The organism is Gilliamella sp. HK2, from assembly GCF_001690265.1.
In the GTDB taxonomy this organism is placed as follows: Bacteria; Pseudomonadota; Gammaproteobacteria; order Enterobacterales; family Orbaceae; genus Gilliamella; species Gilliamella apicola_C.
The window spans coordinates 1-17236 of record NZ_LZGV01000081.1; the positions used below are offsets into that span (position 1 = coordinate 1).

Here is a 17236-nt window from a genome sequence, read left to right on the forward strand (position 1 = left end):
TCAATGTCGCTTCGGCTACCTTATTGTCATAAAAACCCTCTTTCTTGCTTAATGAATGCGTGATATTAAATGCCTTAAAACAATCCTCCAATAGCCGATTATCAAACTTTTCACCTCGATCTGAATGAAATAAATCCAATTTCGATAATGGTTGTTTAATTTGGCTTAATGCTAACATGACAAGCTCTGCCGTTTTATGTTTACCAACATGATGGCAATCTGCATATTGGATAAATTCACTAAAACACAATAAATAATGCCAACGTTGGTTAGCTCGAATATAAGTTAAATCCGCGACAACAATTTGCTTTTTATCATCCACAAAGAATTACTGTTGCCAATAATTCTTTGTGGATGTTTCATTCACTTCTGTATCGTGAAATTTATAATGTTTAACGGTGTATTTTGATACGAGTAATAAAGGATTTCATCTCCCAAGTAATATAACGACGTGATACCTAAATATTCTCGTTTTGCAAATCAAAACGAATTCGCCTTGTACCATAAGAATGATAGCTTTGGTTAAACAGCATCACTATTTTAACTACATAAAGTCTTACTGATTTTTGTTTATTCAATTTACACTAACAATAAGCATAATAACTTGATAATATATAGTTTTGTTGCGCTATAACGATGTCGTTTTGCGTTTAGAATAGTTATTCGCCCCATTATCAGTGCTTATCGTTTCCACATGGTGTTGCTTAAGCGCTTTGCGCAAAGCAATCAACCATTGTTCTTGCGGACTGTGATTATCTTTTATTTTAAATGAGCCACTTTGGCTGACTTGCGTTATCCAATGCTGATGAAGTCAAATTATATTTTGCAACGATTTCACTACTTGATTTACCGTTTTAATAAAAACTGACCATTTGGTGTTTAAAATCATCATTGAATGTTCGCCTTGTTCCTTTAATCTTATTCATTATTGTTCTAGCTCTTTTAAGATTAATTTGTTTTTGCTTTTTCAAAAAAAGTGACCAAGTCACGCTCAGATATTTCATTAACAGGTATATCAGGAAATTGATCATAAAGATTTTTGCATACAACGGCTTGATACAGTGTGGTAGTTTTATCTCTCAGTGTTTATACATATTTCTCCTATAATAATCAAGGCAAGCATTCAAAGTCATGTCTGTATTGTTTACTTGATTATGCTTTTTCGGCTCTATTCCTTTGTTATATAAATCTCTTAGTTCACCAACTAAAAACCGAGCATCTTTAAGCGAACGCCCTATCGTCATCCTTTGTGCTTTTCAGTTCTATCAGTAGCAAAATTGAAATGCAATTGTCCCTTTTTGTGATATTCTTACGCCTAAACCATCATCATCGGTTAGCTTGAGCAACCCTGTATAAGGTTTATTTAATATTGATTTGGTATCACTTAACACCATTTTTTACATTCTGTACACATATAAAAAATAGTTATGTACTCAATCGGTGCGCATTTGCAATGTGAGCAAATCAAGACACGTAAATAACTAAAACAAAAATGAACAAATATCAATTTAATTAAATTTAAATAAAAAACGATACTAAGCAAAAACTCACCATGAAAAACAACCTAGAACAGCCAACTTTTTACTTTAAATGATTATGGGATTTTTAATGTATCATTTTGTTTATATTTAATTTTATCTTAAGTTAAAATTAAATATGTACCCAAATATGTACCCAATTTTAAATCATAAAGTCATTTATCGTTAATCATGATAACAATAAACTACACAATACCAATTTACATACGCATGTCGCCCGAGGATTTCGAAAATGAAATTACGGGCGACATGCTACATTATCAACAGCTATGACGATCACAGTTATGTGTTCTATCAAACAGCAAAAACATTATTTGATATTGCTGATTTTGTGATGTTAGAAGATGCTGTTGAGTATGTGAAATTGAAAATTGATAGCGGTAGAGTGATGTTATTGTGAATTTAAAACAATCGTTGAGCTAACGCTCCGCTCTGATTGTTGGTTTTCCACCTTTATCTATAATTTCATATCCCATCGATTGCTTCTCCAGCAAATCTTTATATTCAGATTGTGTTATTTCAACAACATCGTCTGGGATATTAGTATGTATAACGCTCAAATAAAACCCCATGGTTGATTTACTAAAATATATTTTCATATTAATGTCCTATGATTTCATAATGAATAGTCGGCATATATCCAAGAACAGATGACAAAATCGCAACGGTAAACGATGTCGGCGAACCATCAAGATTCGCAGTTGCAGATATGCCGAACATCGTGTATTGATTACTGAACGTCCCGCACGTAAATGTTACATTCACGGAATCAGAGTGATGAGGAAACGCAATGGGCAATAGTATTCGATAATAGTTTGTATAATATTTTATACTGTCAATCACAACAGAATTGTAATCACCGACAGCGGGCAATTGAACAACGCCCCATTGGCGAATTAAACCACTCGGCATAATTTCAAAACCCGGATTGCCGATCATTGTGTTTAACTCTCTTTTCTGTATAAATTGTTCGGGATCAATAGATGATGCGTGCTGTCTAGCGTCATCTGCTGATTTAGCAGCGTTTTGCTCAGACTGTTTCGCATTATTTTCTGATTGCTGTGCTAATACTACGCTATTTCTAGATTGCGCTGCTGAATTAGCTGATGCTGTAGCTGACAAGCGAGCACTCTCGGCATGTGAACTAGCGGTATTTTCGCTATTTGATGCTGATGTGCTCGCGTTAGTTGCTGTCGTTGCTGATTCGCGTGCTGATTGTGCAAAACTCTGGCTTTGCTCAACAAGTTTTACTAATTCATTTGATATTGATAGTTGAGATCGTATAGTGACAACCTGTCCATTCGGAGCTGTTAACGTCACATCTCCATCGCCTGTTAATATCGTTTGCCATGCATCAAGTTGAATTTGATAATAATTCAACATTTCAGATACTCGCAATGCCAGCGCTTCGATGGAGACTTTTGGTGATGTTGGTATTTCGTACGTAATGCCTGTTTTACTCGTTCCAGAATACGTTTTTGCTAGTGTTAGCTGAGTGTCGGACTGTATTGATGCAATTTCATGTATTTCTATTGTATTTTGTGTTTGTAGTATCAACATTTGCCCGGAACAAACACCTATTAACGGGTTCGTCCATTTTGTGTTATAACCGGTCACAGCATTGCTACCGTTAGTTACATTTATTGTGCCTGTTTTATACCAAGACATAATTTTCCTCAAATTTTAGACATGAAAAAACCGCTACATGAGCGGTTTTATTGAACAAATTGAATTATAATTTAAACAACTTTTTTAATTGTGTTTCTTCTTCGGCGTTTGCGCATTTGATATCAACTAAAGTATAAGTTTTATCGGTCGGGAAATTATCTAATTTTTGCTGTATAGAGCCAGTTAATTTTAGCTTTAAATCATAATGATTATCATTGATTTTTTTAACCTTTCTAATTTCAAAGCTTTTTATTTTACCTCCTAGCGTGTTTTCTTTATAAATTGCGTTGCAATTTATAAATTTAAATTTTCAGAATACGAATTACTAGAAAATAACAACATGAATAGTAATATTGTTTTTTTCATCATTGCTCCGTTTTTAAAATTTAAAATAATTTTCAGCATCTAAAATCATTAACGGAAAAGTTGAAGTGAATCTTCCGTTAAAGGGGTGGGTCCATTTATAATTTTCATGATTTATATAAGATGGTGCTAGACTAAATCCATTTGAAGCAAATCCAATTTGTTTAGTGACGCCGCTGTATTTATCAAAACTCGCATAACCACCGATAGATGTTGGAATAAACATGGGCCGCCTAATGTTGGGTATATTAACGAACTCTCTAAGTTTGACCGCGCCAAAGGTGTATAACTGCGGGTTGATTAAAATCCCTGATGTTGAATCATAGACTATTTCACCAGAGGCATTGTAAATTCTCATTCCATATTTTGATTGAGTATTTACAATTTCTTGCTTTGCAAAAACAACCACTTTTATAGAAATATCACGACTTAGCTTGACACCGTCAGTGTTGTGCGCAAATAATACGTGCTCATCAATATTTCGATTATATCCAATTCCAATTGATAAATCCTGTTTTTCACTATAAACAAAGACTGCGCAATTGTTGAAGTTCAGGTACGGATTAATATTGCTTGGTCGCCATCCGTCTTTAGCTGATATTGTAATATCCCCCTTAAATACTACAGGTGCGCACAATGACGTCTGATTAATGGAGAAAAAATTATTTTGACCCGTGAATGAAATACCGAATCCTGATGCAGGATTGTGTATCGGATAACCAATTATTATACACAGTTGATTATACCCACTACCGCTGTCACCTCCATATCCCCACGCGTTAGCTCCATTTTCCAAAATAACCTGCCGATTGTGATCCAAATAACTTCTCGAATCAAAAGCGCCGCACACCCAAATATTGGTGCCATCTTCATCTACCTCAAAATCAATATTATACCCAGAACCATTTGTTAAATGCATGTAATACTGATAACCATCGGGCACAAAAATACCGGTTTGACGTTGTCCAACCCAGCATATTCCTAGAATACAGCACATAGTGCAAGACGAATCCAGTAAAACGTCAGGACCGTCTTGATAAAAAATTTTTAAACCAAAATTTGGCATATTACCTCCTCAGGTTACCAAGCAATACCCTCAGTATATTTTTTTCATCAAAAACAGCTAAACCATTGCCATTTAACTCAATTCGCCCGCCACCAAGAAAAGAGCTATTTATTTCAAAATTACCATTCTTAAACAACTTCCATCCGGCTTTCCCTGGAACATAATTTTCAGATTGAATCGTGTCTGAAATTGTAGCGAAATTTAATGACGCCCTACCGATGATTGCGCCATTCATGATCACATTACCATCTTTTATGATAAACGCCGGCACTGGATCGCCATTCGCTTGGTTCATAACCATAAATTTATCAGCAAGAAAGATGACGTTACTTTGCATTCCCTTATCAGTGTTTTCCACTCCCATCGTCATTCCTGCAACATACTGTTGACCTTTACCGTCAACTTGAACTTTCATTGTTCTGTGAGCTGAAATTTTGCCATTGAGATTATTTACAGTTTGGCTTACATCTGAAATTGACGTGGATACGTCCCCCACTTTTGTATTGATGGATTGAATGGCTGATGCTGTAGCTGAGTTTTGCTCTGCGGTAGTTTTTTTAAACTCTGATAAGTTACTACTAACATCACCGTATTTAGAGTTTAACTCACGTAATGCAATTGCAGTCGCCTCTTTTTCAGTTAATAACGCAGAGTTGGTTTCTTTTATTTCAGCCGATAAGTTGCCATTTTCAACCCTGCGCCGGCGTGTTTCAGTGTCATTAGCCAAAGCATTTTCAATAATTGCTTTTGCGTTTTCTATTGAGCTAATCGCTGCATTATCAACGGAATCAATGAGAGAATTCCAAGCATCGGTTTCTTTGATTTCATCAAAAATATGGTCAGTTAAATCATTAGTATTAGTACTAGAAATCCCCCTAACCCATTCTGTCCAATCGCTGACGTTCCCAATTTTATCAACTAATCTAGCGCGATAAAAAAACGCTTGACCAATTGATAGCCCTGTCTGCGAATAGCTACAACTTGGATAAATCACGTTAGCTAATAGCAATGCGTTATCTTCGATTTCATTAGTTGAGTACTGAATTTCTGTGTGACTGCTATCACCGCTACTATCTGGAAAGGACCAGTTTAAATCAATACCAAAAACAATGTCATCGCTAGCAGTAAACGCAATCGGCTTATCAGGTTTGCCAACCTTACCTTTAATAGTAGTTGCCTGTGAATACGCCCAAGGAGATGATACGTCAATTGCATTAACAGCTCTTACACGAACCTCATAAACACCTGAATAAACCCCCTCGACAGTAAAATTTGTGCCGTTTGTACGCCCAACATTAATCCACGCCGAATTGTCTTTTCGCCATTGCGCAACGTAGTTTGTTGCTCCTTCCACCGTATCCCATGTTGCATTTAAAGAGGCAATTGACAATCCTTGAGAGATGTAGCTACTTTCGGAAATAACAATATTTTTGGGGGTAGAAATTGAACTTGGTGGAGTAACGGTAATAGGTTTTGACTCAATCCGAATACCCTCATCAATATATTTGAATTTATCAGGATCTTGCTGAATAGCCGTTATTGTAAACTGACCTTTTTCAGTTGCCGATATTGATGTCACTCTAAAATATTGAATTGCAATGTTATCACTATCTATACACCAAACCGCACCAGCCACAGGTTCAATTTTATAGTTAGCTGAAACCGTAATCGTTTTTTTATCGGTACTGATTGATTTAATGGTTCTGCTTTGAGCTGTACCATCTGGTAAGTTAATTACTAGCCGATCGCCTGCGCCATAATCAACAGCCCTATCTAGCGTTATTTTTCGCCCAGAAACCGCATGAATTCGCCCACCGTTTTCTTTACCTGAACGGGACGGATCGGCTACGCCAATAATTCGCGCAGGCATAGGGATATACCCATCCAAGCCAACAGTAAAGGTGATTACTTCATCTTTCGCATTGGAAAGTAATGCCCAACGCCCTCTTCTCTGCGCCTCTGCTTGTGATGTACAGCCGATAGCTGTTAATTTCATTACATTAACATCGTATCGGCGCATTAAACCATGGTCCCAAACCGCTTCTACATCATCACAATAATGGTTATTGGGGTCAGAATAAGCAACTAAGCACGAAGTATATCTATTTTTATATGAACCACCTGAATATACAAAATCACCGATAACGTTAGATGGATGATAGATGAAATCAGGCTCGTCTTGTGGCATGTCAGCCGTTAAACAAATCTGGTCATTACCCCAAAAAATTATTCCACGGAATGACGCCACCAAATCTTTAAGTACTGTGTAAGCGTCCTCTTGACTTTGTATATATTCATTACAAGCAAAACGTGGCTCTTTGCCACCCTTCCCATCAGATACCATCTGATCGCAGTATTGCCCTAGTTGATAGATAGACCATTTATCTATCATAGTAGAATCAATCCGTAACCCCATGCCTGCTATCTCATCACGCATTAGATAATAAGCAAGCCAAGCAGGATTATTCGTGTAAGCCATTTTAAAGCCACCTCGCCAAGCTCCCGAGTATGTTCTACTAACAGGATCATAATTATCGGGAACTTGAACAAGTTTTCCTTTTAACTTGCAACTAATCTTTGGCACGGCTCCGTTAAATTGACTAGCGTCCAACTCAATATAAAGCAAGGCGGTATTAGGATACCGTAGCTTGCTATCAATCACTTCGGCATATGAAGACACACCAAACGCGTTAATTAATTTACTATTAGAGTTAGAATCAAGCGTTAATCGCCTTACTCGAATAGCCCAACCATTTACCGCACTTGGCAGATTTATGCGATGATCTCGTTGATATTCAGATGTGGTCTTACCATTAAATTCCGCATTAACAACCGTTTCAAAAGCACTACCATCCGTTGATAAATCAATAGCATAATTCACAATTGTACCAACAATATCACCGTTATCTTTATATTGAACAAGCGTAGGCAAACTCAGCTTAATTCTAATAGCATCTAGTTCTAAATTAGAAAATGAACGAATCCACGGTTTATTGGATTTTACTATGTAATTTGCCGTAGCTCATTACTGATTTCAGGGATGCCTTTAATATATTCTTGAGTTTGTGATCCATTACGAAACTCCCAAGTAACACCATTAAAATTACGTGAACCATCGGCATTAGCTAGCGGTGTGTTATCAATATAAATATTTTGTTCTGTAATATCACCTTGAATCTCACCCTCACTCAATGCAATCAATGCTTTAAGCTTAGCTGTTGAAAGTAAGTTATCTGGTTGCTCATAAGGCTTGTGCGGTTTTTTACCGCCACCTTTTTGCCCCTCTATCAAATGCATAATTCACCTATTGTTGATCTTCTGAATAAATACCAGCGTTAATTACCGCACCACCAATTTCACGCTCACCCAACAAAATAGCCACAGGATAACCTACAGCATTGGTATTAACTGGCGCACCAAATCCATAATTGGGCTTATTTTCTGCGCTAGATGAACCACCGGCGTTAAATTTCGGCTGAGGTGTAAGCAATTGAACAACCCCGCCAAGCATCATACTAATACCTATTCCTGTTAAAATTGAAGTTGCGGTAACTGTTGTTGCAGCCATTGCAGCTCCCCACGCAGCTAATGACGCACCTGCCGTAAAAAATGCTGCCACCAGCGCAATGGCACCAATAATAATTTGTAACATTCCACCACTTTTTGCCCCTTGCGATACAGGCATAATCATGTAATTTTTACCGCAAGCATTAATATCAAACTCATCAATACCAATGTTTTTACCATCAACAAAAAAAGCAAATTTAACGCCATTTAAATGCGCTGAACTCATGTATTTTTCAAAGCCTTTTATCGTTGCACATAATGCTCGCAATAATTCTTTAATATTTTGCACATCGTATTGATGATTTTTGCCAAATTGTTTCGCCATTGCGCCTTTAAACGTTACATTACTCAGCATTAAATAACTCCTTGTGTCGTACTATTCGAACGGTTCTATCTCTAAAATATTTACCGTATGGTGTTCTTGATGATAATTGACCGTACAGATGATGTAGAATAAGATTGTCACCAAAATAAATAGCGGCATGGTTTGTAACTTGTGAGCCAATTCGCATCATAATGATGTCACCAATTTTCATGTCCTTCAGCTCAACTTCTACAAAACCTTCTTCCTGCCAGTTGTCATCGTAAATATTTTCCGTTCCACTCTCCCACCATTCGTGAGCGACAGAATAATTTTTTAGATAGATGTTGTGCTCACGTTTATAGTAGTCCATGATTAATGCCCAACAATCAGCATACCCTAGCAGCCATTGACGCCCCGTATAATCCCGATTTATACGCGGTGATATTGTGCAAAAATCACCATCAGGGACAGACATAATTCCCCATTCAACACCCGAATAATCGCATTGAATACGGTCAAACTCTGAGGGAACAAGTGACACTACGTCGGGATGTGAATGAATAATCATGATGATTTCACCCTGTTTTTCCGCCTCTAATTGCTCATCAGGGGATATGACAAAATGCTCCTTGGGATTATCTGATATGTTTTTGCACGGTATATATTTTTGCGTTTTCCCTGTGTCTACAATTAGTCCGCACGCCTCGTTAGGATATTCACTATCAACATGTTTTTTTATAGCATCTAATAATTTTTGTCTCATATTATTTACCTTGTAAATTAGCCGCAGGGAAACCACCAAAAGGAAGCGGATTATTGCCATGGCGAGCTTTGCAATCCTTTAATAAGCCACCGCATTGATCTTTAGCAGGATCGTCAGTCTCTATACCATCTTTAGTGAAATACTTATTGCCTGCATAGTCACATCCCGTCCCTGTTCTATACCAACCACGCATACACCAAGTACAAACCGTTGTTATTTGCCGTGTAGGTAATTTAAGATTTTGTATGTCAAAAGGTGAACACAGCTCAAACTCAACGGTCGCTTTTGTTTCTTCTCGTTTGTTATTGATAAAAAATAGCTGAACTCTCTCTTGAGTCGGGTCGGCGGTGGGGTTTCCATTAAGCCAATTATCCGCATCAAGGTACTTAGCCATTGTCGTGTGGATTTTGACTTTTGCTTGTACTAAATCATCATAATCAATACAAAGCCGAGTTACTCGACCGTCTATATTGCCGACGGATAGTCTTGGTGTTGGCTGTGAGCCAGTGCTACTCAGCTCAATATCTTTTAGCTCATAGGGATACGGTAAATATTCTTTACCTTGCCATTTTATTGACGGCAAATTCTCGGCGGCAAACGACGCCCAACCATCAGGTGAAATGTTATGGGCATGAAATCTCAGTACTTCGTCAAGCCCAAACTTAGTTCCATCCACCTCTATTAGCTGTATAAGCTGATTCCCCTCAAGAGATTGCAAATCTTGGGTTATCGTCATAATTTTCTCCAGACATAAAAAAAGCCCGCATTTGCGAGCTTTAGGTTTGATTTTATTTTGTATATCTACATTAGATTTTCCATACTCAGTTAACAACAATCAGTATGTTTTTGTGAGGAAAACTGCATTTGCAAACCTAATGCTTGAACAATTTTAAAGATTGTATTAAAAGTAGGATTCCCCTCACCTGATAACGCTTTATAAATACCCTCACGGCTTATACCTGTATCACGTGAAAGCTGACTGATGTTTTTAGCTCTAGCTATATCACCATTACGTTTATTATTCATATTGATCACCCATTTAATGCAAGTTAAATTTATATTTATGTTGCATAACACATATAAAAACCAATTATTGCAACTTAAATAGCAATTTAACTTGAAAATTGATATTAGTCTGATCAATCAATTTTAAATAATAAAAAACCCTCTTAGAGGGTTTGATTTTATTTATTACTAATTTTTAATAACACTCATCAGTTTTTCAATAGAATGAGCATTACTGATACAAAGATTCCGCGAATCAAATTCGTGTGACCAATAAAAAAGCCAGTTTTCTAACTCCTCCACATTATACTTTCCTGTAGCAACTCCAACGCCCATTTCAACAACTTCTGCGTCTGGAGCTTTTAACTCTTGCCCATTTAATAGTAAAAATAGATAGCCAGAAAACATAGCAGTTCTTTTATTAGCATTTGCAAACGGGTGATTTCTAATTAAACTCTCAATAAGAACGGCTGCCAACCTAAAAATATCCTCGGTTTGTTCGTGGTATCTGTAAAGACTAGGTCTAGCTTGGGATGAGCCTAAACTGTTCTCGTCACGAACATATATTGGCTCTTTTGGGGTTTGTAGCTTAATTAGCAATGAATTGATAAGCTTTATATCATCAACTGAAAGAAAATTGATTCCATCAACTATTTCTCCAATTTGTGACATTGGCATTTTTTAAACCTTTGATAAGTCTCTCATGGCTTTTTTATAGCGAGCGAATCCAAAGGCAAAAGCATTTAAAACTTGCTCATTATGATTGCAGTCATTACTTAGCGCAGGTTTTGCCTTAACCTCTACATGTTTGTCACGTGGAGGAATATAAAGACGATCTTCCTTTATTTGTGCGTGACCCATAAATTCACCTCATTAGTTTTTATATAAGAACGGCTGAGAACTAATTAAGCCTCAACCTTACGTTGATTATAAATACCATAAGGTAAAGAGTAAAGAAATTTTATACTAAATCACAAAAATTAATAGGTGCTATATATTTGACTACATAAAGATAACTGACAATAAAAACCCTCTAAGAGGGTTTGATTATAAAATTTTATTTTTAGAGTCCAGATTTTACAAACGACTTTCTAAAGGTACGCTTGGATCACTTTCTTTTATTGGTTTTGGTATTTCTATATCTACTTTAGGTAGAGAGCTTAAACCATATTTGACAGTAAGATATTTTTTGTTGCAATGCTGCTAATGATTGTTCTTTAGTGGCTATAGTCATTAACTTCATAGATAGAATCAGTCCACCGCTATATTTTGAAGCTTCATTTTTATCAATCTCAATTTCTTGTTTTATTGATTGTATTTCGCTTTGTAAATGCTCGGCAAGTTCAGGGTTAGGATTTGTAACCAACGTTTCGACTTTAACCGCTGATCCAGATTCAATGGAATTTATCCGTTGCTCAACTAAATTTTTGTTTGTTTTTAGAACTTCAAGTCTCGCAGCAATTAACGATTTTATTAATCCCCCACTATATTGTTCATAATTTTCTGTAGTCGCTTTTATATCATCGTTTGTCTGAGTTAACTCAATATTCAATGCTGCCACTTTAGCTTTGTCTTCTTCTGATAATTGTTTATTGCACCCACTTACAAATAAAAGCAATAAAAAAATATAAATTGTATGTTTTAACATTTTATCTCCTACTATAATCCGTTTTTAATTTTATTTTTATTTTCATTTTCTTTATCTGCTTTATATTTTGTAAATAACTCAGATTCATAGACAATGCTTAAATTACCTTTACCTCTTTCTATCCCCTCTAGCTGTAGAGATAAATGATCTCCAAAAACTGATGCATAATAACCACATCCTTCATACTTTAAACATTGATAAAATTCATCACTATCTTTATAAAGCTTCAACCCTACACTTTCAAGAGACTTATCAGGTTTGCCAAATTTATTTGTTAATGCTTCTTTATATTTAAAATATTCTTTTTTACCTTTGGTGCCGTATATGTCTGATGTTATTTTTTCATTCATAATAATTTTCATTGCTCCTAAATCTTTATGAACTAATACAAAATATTCAGTAAACTTCGGCAATGCCATTGGTGGAGATTTTAAAGAATATATAGATACATTTTCATCAATTTGAGTCGGCTCTAACACAGCACCAGCTTTAGACTCCAATTCTGCTACTGTCATACCCCATTTCAACCCAAGGGGTGCATCTGGATATTGAGTTTCTGCTAAAACAAATGGGCTTATAAAAAACGATGCTACAATAAAAATTAATTTCTTCATACCATTCTCCTGTAAATAATTTTGACTAATAGTATGAAATTTATTAACTAAGCGCAATAAAAAACCGCTTATGCAGCGGTGAACTAGATTATATCAAACATAGCCTTTTGTTTTAACTAAAATTTAACCATTTTTCACAAAATAACCCTTTTTTCTAGCACTTAAATTAATCTATATTTTTCAATAGATTAAAGAAGCGGTTAAAAAAAGGGTTGTTGAGTTCACCCTCAAAAAACATCAGAAAAAATTTAATAAAATTAATGGCTTTTCTGAATGATTTTTAATCAAGGTGAATAAGCTTGAATAAATTTGAATGATAGTGAAACAACTCTGCCGCCAACAAATTCGGATTCGATTGATTTATTCACAACTCGATATAATTTTTCTTCGCCGTACGGGTTTTTCCACAAAAACGACTTTATAATATGCGTGTTCAAAAAATCACGAACTTCTTTTATTTCGTTGACACATCCTGTATAAGTTAAGTCCCACGATTCACTGGCATTATTAATACCATTACTGGATAACTGGACATATCCGTCGCCAAATCCAGCCTCATTAATATTTGATGAATCGGCGTGTTTCGGATTGCCCATTGTTTTCCATTTAAATATATCTATTGCCATATTACCTCATTGTTTTCATTATGTTATATAGCTCCCCTCCGGGAGAAACAGATTTTTTAAACATTTCATTCATCTCCTTTTGAATGACTGCGCCAATCTGTTTTTGAGCTGATTGAGCATCAATACCACTTTTAACGCCTGACGTATCATTGTTGGTAGACGGCATATTCACTGTTACGTTAGCTGTAACGTTTACGGCGTTAGATGAACCGCTTGATTTACGAGTAAAAGCAATTGGTGAAGCAGGACCAAGATTAACTGCGCCACCGCTTGCGTATCCTCTTTGAGCGTCGTTCATCAGCGCGTAAAGATTGCCAACGCCTAAACGCTTTGTCGCTTCTTTGGTGAATACGAATTCGCCCTTGTGAACAATACCTGCTGGTTCATACTTATTACCCCGCCCTGTAAAACCGCACGAGTTAATGCTGTATCTAACATCCCCACCTGTTGCGTAACCTCGAATCAATCCACCGTTATAAGCTTGCTGTAGCCCACCAGTTGCTGCACCAGCACCAGCGCTAGCCATTCCAAACCACCCCATGGCTGATTGTATTGTTTGAGCAACTAGTAACTTATTGATGATTTCGATAATGTTGGTGAGAATTGACTTAGTAAGACTTTTAAAGCTCATTTTCCCAGTCGTAACAAATTCAGTTAATGAATGACTAACCGAACCAAGTGTTTGTTGCCCTACATCGCGAAAAGCATCAAACATATTTTTTGAAGCCTCTGAAAATTCGTTAAGTCCAACTTTCAGCCCTGCAAACCAATCAGTTTGATTGATGTCTTCCTGTTGCCAGCTTTGTTGTAACGCTTGTTTTGCCTTGTTATACTCTTCTGTGATTTTTGCTATTTCATTCGGATTTGTCGTACCTTTTAAAGCAATATCACGCTGAGCGTCAAGCTCTGACATTTCATTGTAACGATTCGCATTTTTTGACGTCATGCCGAAAGTAGCTTGACTAGCTTTAGATTTTGCAGATAAGTTTGTTGTGTACTCTTGCATTTTACGAAGCGCTTTAGTCGCTGTTTCGTATTGTGAAATTTCTTCACTAATAGCTGCATTTTTAGCAAACTGAGCAAGTAAAGCATCTTTATGCGCAAGTACATACTTTTCATGCGCTGACATTCTTGATTTGTTACCGCTACTTTCTAGCGTTTGAATCTGAGCTTGTAAATCAAAGTACTTTTTGCGCTCCGATGTGATTGTGTTAACCGTCAAGCTCTGTTCCCGAAGTGCTTGAAGCTGACTTTTTAAGCTGATTTCTTGCTGTTGTGATGTGCGTAATAAATTGGTTGCTGATGCTGAGCTTGTTTTTTCGGCGTTGTTAGCTCTAATCTTTGCCGCAGCTTTGTCTATATCATCTTTTGTGACTGAGCCCGGATTTATTTCGTTGGCCCTCTTTGCTGCGGCTTCCATTTCTTCAATTTCAGCTTTTGCACGCTCGCTACGCGTCATTATCATCTGCGAGTATCGATAAAACGGGCTTTTTTTCGGGTCTGTTGCTTTGTCTACGTCAGTAAATGATTTTAAAAAATGAACTTTAAAAGCTGCGTCACTTGCTTTATTTGCGATTTCAATGAGCCCATCAATTAACACTTTGAATTTGCCCGAGCTATCATTAGAAGTGATGTATAGCTCGCTTAACTCATTTATTAAATTGCTTATTTTTTCTTCTGCTTTAATTGAGTCAGTTTCAGCTTCAATATCAGAAAGCTGTATTAATATGCTCTTTGACTGCTCTTGTGTAATATTCAAATATTCAGCAAAACTTTCTATTTTTGCTTTAATACCGCTAATATAGTATTTGTCATTGGCGTTAAGCGCTTCATTTAAATCTCTATCAGCTGATTTAATTTTATTAATGTTTTTTAACACTTCTTCTAATGCAGACGATCCTGATGTTTTTCGAAGATCTGCGTATTCTCTGCTTGCATTTTGCATTGAAGATATACTTGAGCTTAACTCTTTCTTTATATTTGAAATAGTTGTTTTTAAATCTTTCTCACTAGATTTTAATGATGCTTTAACTAGCGAGCGATTCTTTTTAAGCAATTGCATCATATCGTCAGACAAGAAAGTAAAACCAGTTTTTTTGTCTGTATTCAATACTCTATTTAAACGATCTTGCGCCGCTGCTAATTTATCAGTAGCGCTTTCGGTTTCAAAAAGCTTTGGTATCATGCTACCGAGCAAGCCAACCATTGCTGAAATACCAATATTAACGGGATTTAACGAGGTTAACAGCGTGCTAAAAGTATTGCCGACTCCATTTTTCATGATCATAGACATGCTCATTGATTGCATGCCAGAAAAGTTACCTCGCATCAATTGCATTTGCATTTTAGCTGCTTGATTTGTCGCTGTTCTTGTAGCATGACCGAGAGTGCGAGTTTCTGTTGCCGTTTGTCTTAACTTCTTGATATAAACATCAGCGGATGAGCTAACCCCGAGCTGTGCGGCTTGATATCTTAGCAACTGCTCTTTAGATAAATTTTGAGCTGCTACTTGTGCTTTTAATTTGTTTAAAAAATCAGTTTTCGCTTTTGTTGCGATATTTTCAGCGGTCGTCACTTCTCTTTGCTTTGTTGCAACATCTCGTAGTAATTGCGTGTAGTTACCAAGGTCAAGCTCGTTGTTTCTGAACGCTTTGCTGACACTACTACTTATTTTTTCCAATTCTTTTGATGCAGTATTAACATCTTTTAAGCTATCAAGCTGATTCCTGAATCCTGCGTATAATTTATCGCTAGACGCCGCAAGCTGCTTTCTAGTTGCAATAAGCTTTCTTTCTTGTTCGGCTTTAATTCGTGATGCTTTTGCGCCTTTTACTGCGTTTTGATAAACCCGCTCGAAGTCCCTCAGTTCTTCATCGGTTACTTTTAAGCCGCGTTTTTTTGCCTCTGTCAAGTCGTCAGTAGCCGATGCCGCTTCTTCCGCTTTTTTGCTAAAAACGTCTAGCTTTTTATTTGCTTCATCAACGCTTTGCACATCAATTTTAAGTTGTAGTGATGTGATTTCTTCCGCCATAATTTTCTCCGGACATAAAAAAAAGCTCGCATTTGCGAGCTTTGGGTTTATAATTACTTATATTTTTATTTACCAAAACTTATATATCTTATATAATACTTATATCAAGATTAGTTAGAACAACAAAATGAATAAAATTATTTATCAAATTAAAGCCTTAAAGCAGTTACGTAAAATTCAAGGCAATGCTTTAATCCGTAATAAAATTGATGAACTGGCTAACATGCCGAATTGTATTAATGTAAAGTCTTTAACTAATCATAAATATCAGTACAGATTACGAGTGGGTAACTATCGAGTGTTTTTTAATTTTGATGGTGCTATTCATATTGTTTCTATTGAAGAGGTGAAAAAACGCGATGAACGCACTTACTAATATACAGTTTATTAATAATGAACAAGGGCAACCACAATTTGTAGTTATGCCTTACAATCAATACCTAGAGCTATCAAACGCAAAAGCAATCGATGTTGAAACAGGCGTACCAAGCGAAGTTGTTAACATGGTTTTTGATAATAATTATTCTCCAGTTCAAGCATGGCGTGAGTATTTGAAATTATCCCAAGTTGAAGTTGCAAATAAAATAGGTATTAGCCAATCGGCTTATTCTCAATATGAAAAAAGCCAAAAACTAAGAAAAGTAACACGGATTAAAATTGCCGAAGCACTACAAATCAAGCCTGAACAGTTAGATTTTTAATAAAAACCCGCCGAAGCGGGTTTAGAGTATAAATTTGGTTAATTAAATTGATTATTCTTTTTTATAAAAGAAATCTGTACAATACCTATATTATCTTTGTGCGTTTTTCTGAAATTATGCAGAGTAGCTCTCCTTCGCAACTGAGATTACCCCCCCCCCCAAATTATTATAAGGTTCAATGTTTTTATTGATTTCACTAAGTGCAATTCTCAATTAAAACTGAACCAAAATTTTTAGTTAATACAAAAAAATCCATACTTGAGCTAACAGAATTATCAAGTCGTGAAACGGTCTTAAATATTTTTAAAATTAGATTTTTATTATATTCTATGTTTTCAAATA

At 36.1% G+C, this 17236-nt stretch carries 17 protein-coding genes and 2 pseudogenes; 3 read left to right on the forward strand and 16 right to left on the reverse strand.

Annotated elements, in window-relative coordinates:
* Nucleotides 1-322: pseudogene (locus A9G45_RS08180) on the reverse strand (DDE-type integrase/transposase/recombinase); the annotation flags it as partial.
* Between the two features lie 1448 nt (nucleotides 323-1770).
* Here A9G45_RS08180 and A9G45_RS14440 point away from each other — a divergent pair.
* A complete protein-coding gene (locus tag A9G45_RS14440) occupies nucleotides 1771-1938 on the forward strand; it encodes a hypothetical protein (protein WP_176701623.1) in 168 nt (55 codons plus the stop codon).
* Nucleotides 1939-1957: 19 nt separating this feature from the next.
* On the opposite strand, the gene A9G45_RS08185 is transcribed toward A9G45_RS14440, so the two are convergent.
* The 15 genes and pseudogenes from A9G45_RS08185 to A9G45_RS08250 form a co-directional block, all read right to left on the reverse strand.
* Nucleotides 1958-2137: a hypothetical protein gene (locus tag A9G45_RS08185; protein WP_065567062.1), complete on the reverse strand. Its 180-nt coding sequence runs from the start codon at nucleotides 2135-2137 to the stop codon at nucleotides 1958-1960.
* A 1-nt stretch (nucleotide 2138) separates the two neighbouring features.
* A complete protein-coding gene (locus A9G45_RS08190) occupies nucleotides 2139-3206 on the reverse strand; it encodes a hypothetical protein (RefSeq protein WP_065567063.1) in 1068 nt (355 codons plus the stop codon).
* A gap of 379 nt (nucleotides 3207-3585) precedes the next feature.
* Nucleotides 3586-4635, reverse strand: a complete 1050-nt coding sequence (locus A9G45_RS08195; RefSeq protein WP_065567064.1) for a hypothetical protein — start codon at nucleotides 4633-4635, stop codon at nucleotides 3586-3588.
* Between the two features lies 1 nt (nucleotide 4636).
* The gene (locus tag A9G45_RS08200; protein ID WP_442903020.1) at nucleotides 4637-7642 is read right to left on the reverse strand and encodes a host specificity protein J; all 3006 of its coding nucleotides are present in this window, start codon (nucleotides 7640-7642) and stop codon (nucleotides 4637-4639) included.
* Entirely contained in the window at nucleotides 7639-7932 is a 294-nt protein-coding gene (locus A9G45_RS14620; RefSeq protein WP_218057073.1) for a hypothetical protein, read from the reverse strand. The genes A9G45_RS08200 and A9G45_RS14620 overlap by 4 nt, the downstream gene beginning before the upstream one ends.
* A 7-nt stretch (nucleotides 7933-7939) precedes the next feature.
* Nucleotides 7940-8557, reverse strand: coding sequence for a tail assembly protein (locus A9G45_RS08205; protein WP_065567065.1), 618 nt, complete (start codon nucleotides 8555-8557; stop codon nucleotides 7940-7942).
* Nucleotides 8547-9269: a C40 family peptidase gene (locus A9G45_RS08210; RefSeq protein ID WP_065567066.1), complete on the reverse strand. Its 723-nt coding sequence runs from the start codon at nucleotides 9267-9269 to the stop codon at nucleotides 8547-8549. The genes A9G45_RS08205 and A9G45_RS08210 overlap by 11 nt, the downstream gene beginning before the upstream one ends.
* A 1-nt stretch (nucleotide 9270) precedes the next feature.
* Nucleotides 9271-10005 carry a phage minor tail protein L gene (locus A9G45_RS08215; protein WP_065567072.1) on the reverse strand — a complete coding sequence of 245 codons (735 nt, stop codon included), beginning with the start codon at nucleotides 10003-10005 and terminating at the stop codon, nucleotides 9271-9273.
* A gap of 89 nt (nucleotides 10006-10094) precedes the next feature.
* Nucleotides 10095-10277, reverse strand: a pseudogene (locus tag A9G45_RS08220) (addiction module antidote protein); the annotation flags it as partial.
* 186 nt (nucleotides 10278-10463) lie between these two features.
* Nucleotides 10464-10937, reverse strand: a complete 474-nt coding sequence (locus tag A9G45_RS08225) for a type II toxin-antitoxin system death-on-curing family toxin (RefSeq protein ID WP_081297869.1) — start codon at nucleotides 10935-10937, stop codon at nucleotides 10464-10466.
* A gap of 18 nt (nucleotides 10938-10955) precedes the next feature.
* Entirely contained in the window at nucleotides 10956-11135 is a 180-nt protein-coding gene (locus tag A9G45_RS08230; RefSeq protein ID WP_065567067.1) for a hypothetical protein, read from the reverse strand.
* 286 nt (nucleotides 11136-11421) lie between these two features.
* Entirely contained in the window at nucleotides 11422-11922 is a 501-nt protein-coding gene (locus A9G45_RS08235) for a hypothetical protein (RefSeq protein ID WP_065567068.1), read from the reverse strand.
* Nucleotides 11923-11933: 11 nt separating this feature from the next.
* Nucleotides 11934-12536 (reverse strand): hypothetical protein, encoded by a 603-nt coding sequence (locus A9G45_RS08240; RefSeq protein WP_065567069.1) that lies wholly within the window; start codon nucleotides 12534-12536, stop codon nucleotides 11934-11936.
* Nucleotides 12537-12820: 284 nt separating this feature from the next.
* Nucleotides 12821-13162 (reverse strand): phage tail protein, encoded by a 342-nt coding sequence (locus tag A9G45_RS08245; protein WP_065567070.1) that lies wholly within the window; start codon nucleotides 13160-13162, stop codon nucleotides 12821-12823.
* A gap of 1 nt (nucleotide 13163) precedes the next feature.
* The gene (locus tag A9G45_RS08250) at nucleotides 13164-16193 is read right to left on the reverse strand and encodes a phage tail tape measure protein (RefSeq protein WP_065567071.1); all 3030 of its coding nucleotides are present in this window, start codon (nucleotides 16191-16193) and stop codon (nucleotides 13164-13166) included.
* A gap of 127 nt (nucleotides 16194-16320) precedes the next feature.
* Between A9G45_RS08250 and A9G45_RS08255 the strand changes: the two genes are divergently transcribed.
* Together A9G45_RS08255 and A9G45_RS08260 are read left to right on the forward strand one after the other, a co-directional pair.
* Nucleotides 16321-16569, forward strand: a complete 249-nt coding sequence (locus A9G45_RS08255) for a type II toxin-antitoxin system RelE family toxin (protein WP_065568161.1) — start codon at nucleotides 16321-16323, stop codon at nucleotides 16567-16569.
* Complete coding sequence (locus A9G45_RS08260; RefSeq protein WP_065568162.1) at nucleotides 16553-16894, forward strand: helix-turn-helix domain-containing protein; 342 nt, start codon at nucleotides 16553-16555, stop codon at nucleotides 16892-16894. Before A9G45_RS08255 ends, A9G45_RS08260 begins: the two co-directional genes overlap by 17 nt.
* The last annotated feature ends 342 nt before the right edge of the window (nucleotides 16895-17236 follow it).

Coding starts and splice junctions, on each gene's coding strand:
- A9G45_RS08260 (WP_065568162.1), top strand. CDS start 16,553: ATGAACGCACTTACTAATATACAGTTTATTAATAATGAACAAGGGCAA.
- A9G45_RS14620 (WP_218057073.1), bottom strand. CDS start 7,932: ATGCATTTGATAGAGGGGCAAAAAGGTGGCGGTAAAAAACCGCACAAG.
- A9G45_RS08195 (WP_065567064.1), bottom strand. CDS start 4,635: ATGCCAAATTTTGGTTTAAAAATTTTTTATCAAGACGGTCCTGACGTT.
- A9G45_RS08250 (WP_065567071.1), bottom strand. CDS start 16,193: ATGGCGGAAGAAATCACATCACTACAACTTAAAATTGATGTGCAAAGC.
- A9G45_RS14440 (WP_176701623.1), top strand. CDS start 1,771: ATGAAATTACGGGCGACATGCTACATTATCAACAGCTATGACGATCAC.
- A9G45_RS08245 (WP_065567070.1), bottom strand. CDS start 13,162: ATGGCAATAGATATATTTAAATGGAAAACAATGGGCAATCCGAAACAC.
- A9G45_RS08230 (WP_065567067.1), bottom strand. CDS start 11,135: ATGGGTCACGCACAAATAAAGGAAGATCGTCTTTATATTCCTCCACGT.
- A9G45_RS08185 (WP_065567062.1), bottom strand. CDS start 2,137: ATGAAAATATATTTTAGTAAATCAACCATGGGGTTTTATTTGAGCGTT.
- A9G45_RS08190 (WP_065567063.1), bottom strand. CDS start 3,206: ATGTCTTGGTATAAAACAGGCACAATAAATGTAACTAACGGTAGCAAT.
- A9G45_RS08210 (WP_065567066.1), bottom strand. CDS start 9,269: ATGAGACAAAAATTATTAGATGCTATAAAAAAACATGTTGATAGTGAA.
- A9G45_RS08205 (WP_065567065.1), bottom strand. CDS start 8,557: ATGCTGAGTAATGTAACGTTTAAAGGCGCAATGGCGAAACAATTTGGC.
- A9G45_RS08255 (WP_065568161.1), top strand. CDS start 16,321: ATGAATAAAATTATTTATCAAATTAAAGCCTTAAAGCAGTTACGTAAA.
- A9G45_RS08235 (WP_065567068.1), bottom strand. CDS start 11,922: ATGTTAAAACATACAATTTATATTTTTTTATTGCTTTTATTTGTAAGT.
- A9G45_RS08240 (WP_065567069.1), bottom strand. CDS start 12,536: ATGAAGAAATTAATTTTTATTGTAGCATCGTTTTTTATAAGCCCATTT.
- A9G45_RS08215 (WP_065567072.1), bottom strand. CDS start 10,005: ATGACGATAACCCAAGATTTGCAATCTCTTGAGGGGAATCAGCTTATA.